The organism is Micromonospora sp. NPDC050200, assembly GCF_040656135.1.
In the GTDB taxonomy this organism is placed as follows: Bacteria; Actinomycetota; Actinomycetes; order Mycobacteriales; family Micromonosporaceae; genus Micromonospora.
In genome coordinates, this window is sequence record NZ_JBFALG010000127.1 from 1 (window position 1) to 7,337 (window position 7,337).

The 7,337-nt window shown below is 68.3% G+C and carries 8 protein-coding genes; 4 read left to right on the forward strand and 4 right to left on the reverse strand.

The genetic code is table 11. The features are described from left to right. Positions 1 to 265 precede the first annotated feature (265 nt). The gene (locus AB0I41_RS34390) at positions 266 to 1,780 is read left to right on the forward strand and encodes an ISL3 family transposase (RefSeq protein WP_357115402.1); all 1,515 of its coding nucleotides are present in this window, start codon (positions 266 to 268) and stop codon (positions 1,778 to 1,780) included. 318 nt (positions 1,781 to 2,098) lie between these two features. On the opposite strand, the gene AB0I41_RS34395 is transcribed toward AB0I41_RS34390, so the two are convergent. Both AB0I41_RS34395 and AB0I41_RS34400 read right to left on the reverse strand, forming a co-directional pair. After that, complete coding sequence (locus tag AB0I41_RS34395; RefSeq protein WP_357115388.1) at positions 2,099 to 3,307, reverse strand: hypothetical protein; 1,209 nt, start codon at positions 3,305 to 3,307, stop codon at positions 2,099 to 2,101. Between the two features lie 292 nt (positions 3,308 to 3,599). Then, positions 3,600 to 4,478 carry a hypothetical protein gene (locus AB0I41_RS34400; protein WP_357115390.1) on the reverse strand — a complete coding sequence of 293 codons (879 nt, stop codon included), beginning with the start codon at positions 4,476 to 4,478 and terminating at the stop codon, positions 3,600 to 3,602. A 32-nt stretch (positions 4,479 to 4,510) separates the two neighbouring features. Here AB0I41_RS34400 and AB0I41_RS34405 point away from each other — a divergent pair, with 32 nt between their 5' ends. Together AB0I41_RS34405 and AB0I41_RS34410 are read left to right on the forward strand one after the other, a co-directional pair. After that, positions 4,511 to 5,017, forward strand: coding sequence for a hypothetical protein (locus tag AB0I41_RS34405; RefSeq protein WP_357115392.1), 507 nt, complete (start codon positions 4,511 to 4,513; stop codon positions 5,015 to 5,017). Positions 5,018 to 5,158: 141 nt separating this feature from the next. Then, positions 5,159 to 5,725, forward strand: a complete 567-nt coding sequence (locus AB0I41_RS34410) for a hypothetical protein (protein ID WP_357115394.1) — start codon at positions 5,159 to 5,161, stop codon at positions 5,723 to 5,725. 178 nt (positions 5,726 to 5,903) lie between these two features. Here AB0I41_RS34410 and AB0I41_RS34415 read toward each other — a convergent pair whose 3' ends face one another. Beyond that, entirely contained in the window at positions 5,904 to 6,329 is a 426-nt protein-coding gene (locus tag AB0I41_RS34415) for a hypothetical protein (RefSeq protein ID WP_357115396.1), read from the reverse strand. A gap of 168 nt (positions 6,330 to 6,497) precedes the next feature. Then, entirely contained in the window at positions 6,498 to 6,926 is a 429-nt protein-coding gene (locus AB0I41_RS34420; protein ID WP_357115398.1) for a hypothetical protein, read from the reverse strand. Positions 6,927 to 7,148: 222 nt separating this feature from the next. Here AB0I41_RS34420 and AB0I41_RS34425 point away from each other — a divergent pair, with 222 nt between their 5' ends. Continuing rightward, positions 7,149 to 7,271 (forward strand): hypothetical protein, encoded by a 123-nt coding sequence (locus AB0I41_RS34425; protein WP_357115400.1) that lies wholly within the window; start codon positions 7,149 to 7,151, stop codon positions 7,269 to 7,271. The last annotated feature ends 66 nt before the right edge of the window (positions 7,272 to 7,337 follow it).

A 7,337-nucleotide genomic window follows, 5' to 3' on the forward strand; every position in this document is an offset into this window, starting at 1 on the left:
TCGGACCCCGCCACTGCTGTTGTCACCCCACCCCGCTGCCACGATGCTTCTGAGCGCCGCAGCACGCCGAGGCAGCGACCCAGCTGTCAGCGTACAAGTCAACGTGCCCAGGTAAGTACGACCGAAGGGTCTGTCGCTGATCTTGTGACGACGGCTGGCGGTGGTGATCATCTCCGCCGTGCCTGCGCGATTCCTGAAGAGAGTCCTTGCTCATCTGTCCAACGTGGTCATCGACGGGGTCGAGGTGTCGGCTGGCTCGGTGCGGGTGCGTGGTCACTCCCGTGCTCGCCGGGGATGTTGTCCACGCTGCGGTACGCCATCACGACGGGTGCATGGCCGCTATCCGCGCCGTTTGGCGGATGCCGCGCTGGGCGGTTGTGCGGTGGTGATCGAGCTGGTGATGCGCCGGTTCAAGTGTGTGTCTGGCACCTGTCCGGTGGTGACGTTCGTCGAGCAGGTGGAGCATCTGACCCGGCCGCATGCGCGGCGGACTCCGCTGCTGCAGCGGATGCTTGCTCAGATCGCGGTGGCGCTTGCGGCCCGGCCGGCTGCCCGGCTCGCCTGCCGGCTCGGTGCTCCGGTCGCGAAGGACACCCTGCTGCGCCTGGTCCGCGCGCTGCCAGAGGAACCCGTCGGCGCCGTGCGCGTGGTGGGCGTCGACGACTTCGCCCTGCGTCGGCGCCACGTCTACGCGACGATCCTGGTGGATCTTGAGACGCGGCGGCCCGTCGAGGTGATCGAGGGCCGCGACGCGGCACCGGTGGCGGCATGGCTGGCCGCGCATCCCGAGATCGAGGTGGTGTGCCGCGACCGTGGCCGCGCCTACGCCGAAGCCGCCCGCGCCGGAGCACCCCAAGCCCTGCAGGTGGCGGACCGCTGGCACCTGTGGCACAACCTGTGCGAGGCCGTGGAGAAGACCGTCGCGGCGCATCATGGGTGCATCAAGACCGCGTTCGCCGCGGCGGAACCGGCCTGTGCCGACGTGCCGCCGCCACCGCTGCCGGACGAGTACTGCGACGTGCGTGGTCGTCCCCGACCGCTGGTGGCCCGCACCCGCAGCCGGTACGCCGCAGTGCAGGAGCTGGTCGCCGCCGGGCGGTCGCTGCGTGCCATCAGCCGTGACCTGGGCCTGGACTACTACACCGTGCGCCGCTACGCCCGCGCCGACAGCCTCGACGCGCTCCTCGCACCGGCGATCCACCGCCGGACCCTGCTCGACGCCTACAAGCCCTGGCTCTACGAGCAGCTCACCCAGGGTCAGCGCAACGCCTCACACCTCTACCGGCAGGTCCGCGAACAGGGATACACCGGAGACCGCAGCACCGTCGGCCGATACATCCGCCTGCTCAAAGCCGGCATGGTCGCCCCGCCAGCGGCCCGGCCGATCCCGGCGCCCCGCGCCACGGCGACCTGGATCCTGACCCACCCCGACCGACTCCACCCCGACCACACCGTGACCCTCCGCGACGTCCAAGCCGCCTGCCCCCACCTGGACGTCACCGCCCGACACGTGCGCGCGTTCGCCGCCATGATGACCAACCTCACCGGTACTGAACTACCAGCCTGGATCGATCAGGTCCGCCAGGACGACCTACCCCACCTGCGGCAGTTCGCCGACGGACTCCACCACGACTACGACGCCGTCGTCGCCGGCCTCTCCACCCCATGGAGCTCAGGCCAGGTCGAAGGCCAGAACACCAGAGCCAAACTGATCAAACGCATGGGCTACGGCCGCGCCAACTTCGACCTACTCCGCAAGCGCATCCTCTTACCGAACTGAACGTGCCGTCACAAGATCAGCGACAGACCCCGAACGTGCCCAGGTTCAGGCAGAGACACTTGGGTGGGTTTCGACCGCCGCGCGGGTGCATGGACCAGCATCGGCGGAGCGTCACCTCATCGCACCGCAGCGATCACGGTCGGTTTATCCGGATACTCAGGGTTACCTATCGCGTGCTATTGGCGCCCGGATCGCGGCAGATCAGTGCACCTGATCTCGGTCGACGCGCGGGCGTCTGACCCTTTACCCGATAACCGGAGGCGGCATCGGGTCTGCGTCGACCAGCGTGGGCGTCGGTCGCTCGCTCTCGTGAACGGCTCAGGTTTCGTCGAAGAGTTCTTCGGCGACCGCGGCTGTGTACGGCACCTCGCTGCAGGTGAGCCAGCGCTCGATTTCGTCGGGATGACTGCCGAGGGCGGTCGCGGTGGCGACGGCGTCGACCGCGTCCGGCGGTGGCGTGACCCCGTCCCGTGTCACCAAAGCCAGTGGCCACGCCGGCCGCACTCGACGGCCGTCGGCGTAGAACAGGAACGGCGGTACGAATTGCAGTCGGTGACTGTTCGCGTCGTCGACAACGTCACCGGAGCGCAGCGCACCGTATGGGCGGTGCAGCAGTTTCATCTCGATCGGCTCGGCACGCTCCAGCCACACGTGCGCCGCGGCCGCGTAGCCGCTGCCGGCTGGCAGCAGCGCGATGCTCGCTGTGCGTCTCGGCAGGAAGCCGTCGTCCCTTGGCGGGTCGTATCGGTCGGATCGCATCACGTAGCACCGCATCGGCGGTATGCCGACCACGCACCGGTCGCCCTCGTCGAGCTCGGCCGCCGGCGGACGCAGCTGGTACGGCCACCACGGCTCGCTGGATTCGTCGACGGGAAAGGCGAAGCTGCCGTTCGGCCGGTACGCCGAGTCGGGATCGAGCACGGCCCACGGCCAGCGCACCGCCGCGTGGTATTTGCCGCGGCGCGCGGTCACCGTGGGGGTCCACGGGCACGACACCGCCACCACGTCACCGACCTGGTATGGCAGGTCGAGCGGGGGTATCACGATCTCCGGTCGCTTCGGGTCGGCGTTCAGCAGGCCGTGGTTGGCAAGCCCGGCCGCCCATTCGGCACCGAGCCGGGCGGAGAGCATCCGGATCTGGGCCGAAGCCTCCGCCGGACGCTGCTGCGTCATCGCTACGGTGTCCCGCTGCGCCTGCGCCTCCCGCTCGCCCCAGTCCTCGTCCTCGGGCCCCAGCTCCGACCAGAGGTCCACCGTCCACGCGACAAGCTGTTCCATGGATTCGGCGGTGGGCTGCCGAGCAGCCTCGGCCGCCCCGACGACAACTCCAAAGATCTGCGCCTCAATGCTGTCCTCGTACAGGTCGCTAAGCTTCGCGCCGACTGCCGCGATCCGCTCCGCGTCGGGCGCGGCGAGCTCGCCGTGCCCGGTCCAGTACGCGTCGACGCTGTCCCGATAGAACGCGGCCGCTCGTGGCGTGCCGCCCGCTCGCACGTACGGTGCGAGACGCTCGAGGCAACCCGCCATCCAGAGACCCGCCTGCCAGGGCAGAAGCGTCGTACCAGGCATTCCACCGCACCCCCGTGATTACGCGCGGAACAGTGGACCATGCCCGACTCTGTCCGGCAACCCCGGTTCACCCTGTTCTCGAGGCGAGGCGAGGCCTTTCTCCATAGGCGTCGGCTCGCTACCGACGCACTACTTTCGGCAGATCCGGACACCGATCACCGCAGCCTCTCGTGACGCTGCCGGGCGCGCGCATCGCGGCAGATCCGGATACTTGGGCCGGCCGCCGGTAGCTCTGGGCGCCGTGGCCTGCTCAGCGGGGCTGGGCCTCGTGTTGCAAGCCGGCCGCTCGACGCCAGCGGGTGAATTCGGCTTCGTGTGAACCGGTAGCGGTCGCGGCCGCGACCGCCGCCAGATCCGCTCCGCCGGTCAGTAGGGTCAGGGGCCAGGCCGGCACGCCGCCCGCGCTGTCGTAAGCGGCCCAGGTCCACGGACCGTCGAAGCGCCACGCACGACCGTCAGCGTCGGCGACGTCGTCGCCGGCCTCCAGGAAGGCGTACGGCCGGAAGACCAGTTCGAGCGTGAACGGAACACCGCCGCCGGGCTCGATGCTCGTGCCCTGGAACTCCGATGCCGCGTCCGGAGCCTCACCGGCGCGCAGAACGAGCAGGCTCAGGCTCGGACGGGGCAGCCAGCCCGTCTCCTGCGGCGGGTCGTACTCGTGAACACCTATGACGTGGATGATCCGCGCCGGGATACCGACCCGGCAGGTATCGCCCGGTGCGAGGCGGAGGGAGGGCGGGTCGGTCGCGTACAGCTCGTCCGGATCGGCGCGGCCCAGGGCCGCCTCGCCGTTCCAGCGCGAGCCCTCCGCGTCCGGGTCGATCTCCCACCAGGGCCAGCGGACGCTGACGTGCGCCTCGTCGACGCCGGTGACGACCGTTGGCATGAACGGGCAGGAGATACGCAGCACGTCCCCGACGCGGTAGACCATGCGCGGCAGATTAGCGCGCGGCGCGGCGGGCAGAACGCCGGCCGTGAATGGGTGCCCGGAATCGGCGGTCGTTGACTGCTCGAAGTGGTTCGCGCGGCCGCACGGACAGCGCCGCCCGCCGTGCTGCGGCCGACGAACGCGCTGATCGCGGCATGACAGTGCATTCAATCTTGGGCGACGGCTGACGTTGGCGAGCAATGAGGTGAGCCGAGGTCACTACCGTGGCGTGCATGGAATCGCCCACTCGAGCACTGCCCATGTCGGATCTGCAGGCCCTGTTCGGCGTGTTGGTGACCGTCCATGGTCACCTCATGGCCGACGAGCTCCCGCCGGACCTGGTGCGCCGTCTGCTCAGCCGCCTTACCGACCATGGGCCGTTGCCTGACGGCGCCTCGGCCGGCGAGATGAATGCCTTGCTGGCCGATCTGTGCCAACGCATGCATTGGGCGATGTCGGAAGAGTACGGCGACTATCCCGAGCCGTCGCCGCGGCGAACAACGTACTACCTTGACCTTCCCAACGAGCCCGAAACCGTGGCCGCATGCATCGCGAGCTTGACCGACCTCGGCGGCCAGGCCAGCGAGCAATCGCTCGAGCGACCTGTCCCTCCGAGTCGGCGACACATCGCCGCAGCATTCCCCGACCTGCCGCCCGACGCGGCCCATCATGCCCGGGTGGCGCAGCTGGCAGCCCTCGCACGCCGCTACGGAGGCCGCTACGCAGGCTTCGGCGCCTGACCTGCACCACCCGGCAGCGCACCAACGGCGGCAGATCCGGATGCGCTTGTTGAGGTGCAAGCCCGGGTCTGACACGCGGGTGGACGTGCCGGCGGGTAGTGGGTCGCCGGCACCGAGCGCACGTCGTGCACGATGGTCGATGTGACCGGTGACAACGATCGAATCTGGGCGGCCCTACCTGAGGAGGTCCGTGCGGGGGTTGATGACTTGATCTGTCGCCGCAGCAAGGTCAGCGCGGCCGCACTGGTGCGGGAAGGAGCCGGTCCCGCCGGCCCGGTTTCGATCCCCGATGCGTTGAACGTCGTGGAGGAACGTGGCTGCGAGCTCATGACGCTGGACCGGGTGGACCCTCCGCCACCGCCCGTGCCGGCGTCGCGGCTCATCGAGCAGGCCAGAACCATCACCGACCCGGTCGTGGCGATCGAGGCACTGTGGGACGGTGATACGGCGAGGTGGGGCATACTCCTCCTTGCCATCGTGTACCGGCCCAGCGCGCGCCACCCGCAGTTCGACGAGCAGGAGCTGACGTTCGTTGACGGTCGCGACGCGCCGGCGTTCACCGGTACTGGTCCACACATGCCGGCAGCCGCCGAAGCGACGTACAAGGGCTCGGCGGTGGCACACGATCTCGGTGTCCCCTTCAGCTTCCTCGATCCGGAAGCTTCGCTCGTCGACCCGCCGCGATGGTGGGACTCCCAGCCCGCCTGATAGGGCTGCAACCACTCTCTGCTGATGCAAAGGCGATCTGGAAGGAACGCACTGTTCTCGGCATGTCCGGACACTCCGAGGGCTGCTGCTGGGTGGCCACGCTCCGCAGCGCGCGGATCGCGGCAGATGCGCGCACCCGATCTTGCTTTGCCAGAGCGGCTGTGTCGAGCTGGCTGATTCAAGCGTTCGTGGGTGGCGGCTCCGCCGCATGTTCCGCCTTACGTCGAACTATCCGACCTCCGTGGGTCGCTGGTAAGGCTTCAAGCCTCGAATCCCACTGCTCCAGGTAGCGCTTCATAACCTCGACGGTGCGCGGCATGGCAAGCCAGCCGCGAGCGGCATCGCGAATCTCGCGGGCGGCGATCGTCTCGGCGTTGGCACCGTAGTCGACGGGGTAGGCGCCCACGATGTCCGACAATAGGCCGAAATTGCCGTACAACTCACCGACGCACCACAGGTGCTGAAAAAGCGCCGGCACGGTTAGTGCCCCCATCAGATCCAGGAGCACGTCCACGGGGTCTTCGCCGCTGCCCAGGATCCGATGCATGTAGGTGTCAATGATCTGCGCCAGGTTGGGCAGGTTGAAGGGATCACCATCAGACACCTTCCCATGATCGCCCATCGGGTGGACTTGTCACGGAGGTTCAACCAGCCTTACCCCGCATGTCACCATCCGTCCCGTCAAGGCCGGCGCGGATCGCGGCAGATGCGTGCACCTGATCTTGCTCCGGCGCGCGGCCATCGGCCAATTGTGCGCCTCCTGGCCGGCGCCTCAGCAGATCCAGCAGTAGAGCGAACTCTTCGTTCGCGCTGCGTTCGCTGCCAAAGCAGCGATCTCACCAAAGAGTTCACGGGCCAAGTCATCGTCGATCGCTTCGCCTTCCTCGGACCGCAACTCGATCCACCGCTCGGCGGTCCTGCCCAGCGTCTCGCCGCCGGCGACGGCCAGCGCCTTCGTGAGATCGGGAGGGACGAGTAGGACCAAAGGCGAGTCGTCGCCGCTGACCACGTCCGGGCCCCCGCCGGCTATGAGTTCATCGAGGTCCCGATCCATCAGGAGGCTCTCCCACTCCTCAAGCATCGACCAGACGTCAAAGTTGCCGTAGGTGGCCGACTCGAAGCCTGGTCCAGGCCCGCTTTCCGCGACGCTGGCCGCGGCCGCATTGTCAGGAGCGACGAAGAACTTGATGATCGAACTCACGGGCGGATTATGCTACCCGCCCCGGCTGCCCCGTATGACAAGCCCTGTCCACATGCACGCTCATCGGCAGTTCAGGATGCCGGACACCACGGGACGCCGAACACCGAGCGTGACGGCTCGTCGTCTACCTGCGCGCGCGGATCGCGGCAGATCCGGATGGGGAATGGGAGACCGGCCTACGCCCCGAGATCGTCAAGCGGCAGGCGCTCGCCCATCGCGAGCATGTACCAGTACGCGCCACCGAGCCGGTTCCACGTCTGGATGAACGACGTCACAATCCGAGCGATCAACCTCCCCGGCATCCGCGGCCTCGTCGGGCGCGGCATCGAACGCCAGAACCGCTGAAAGCGACCCGAAGACAGGCGTGAGGACTGCGATGTGTCTCATCGGCATGATGCTTGCATCGCCGCC

Excerpts from the sequence above, each read along its gene's own strand:
- AB0I41_RS34395 (WP_357115388.1), bottom strand. The coding sequence starts at position 3,307 with ATGGCGGGTTGCCTCGAGCGTCTCGCACCGTACGTGCGAGCGGGCGGC.
- AB0I41_RS34405 (WP_357115392.1), top strand. The coding sequence starts at position 4,511 with ATGGAATCGCCCACTCGAGCACTGCCCATGTCGGATCTGCAGGCCCTG.
- AB0I41_RS34425 (WP_357115400.1), top strand. The coding sequence starts at position 7,149 with ATGTACCAGTACGCGCCACCGAGCCGGTTCCACGTCTGGATGAACGAC.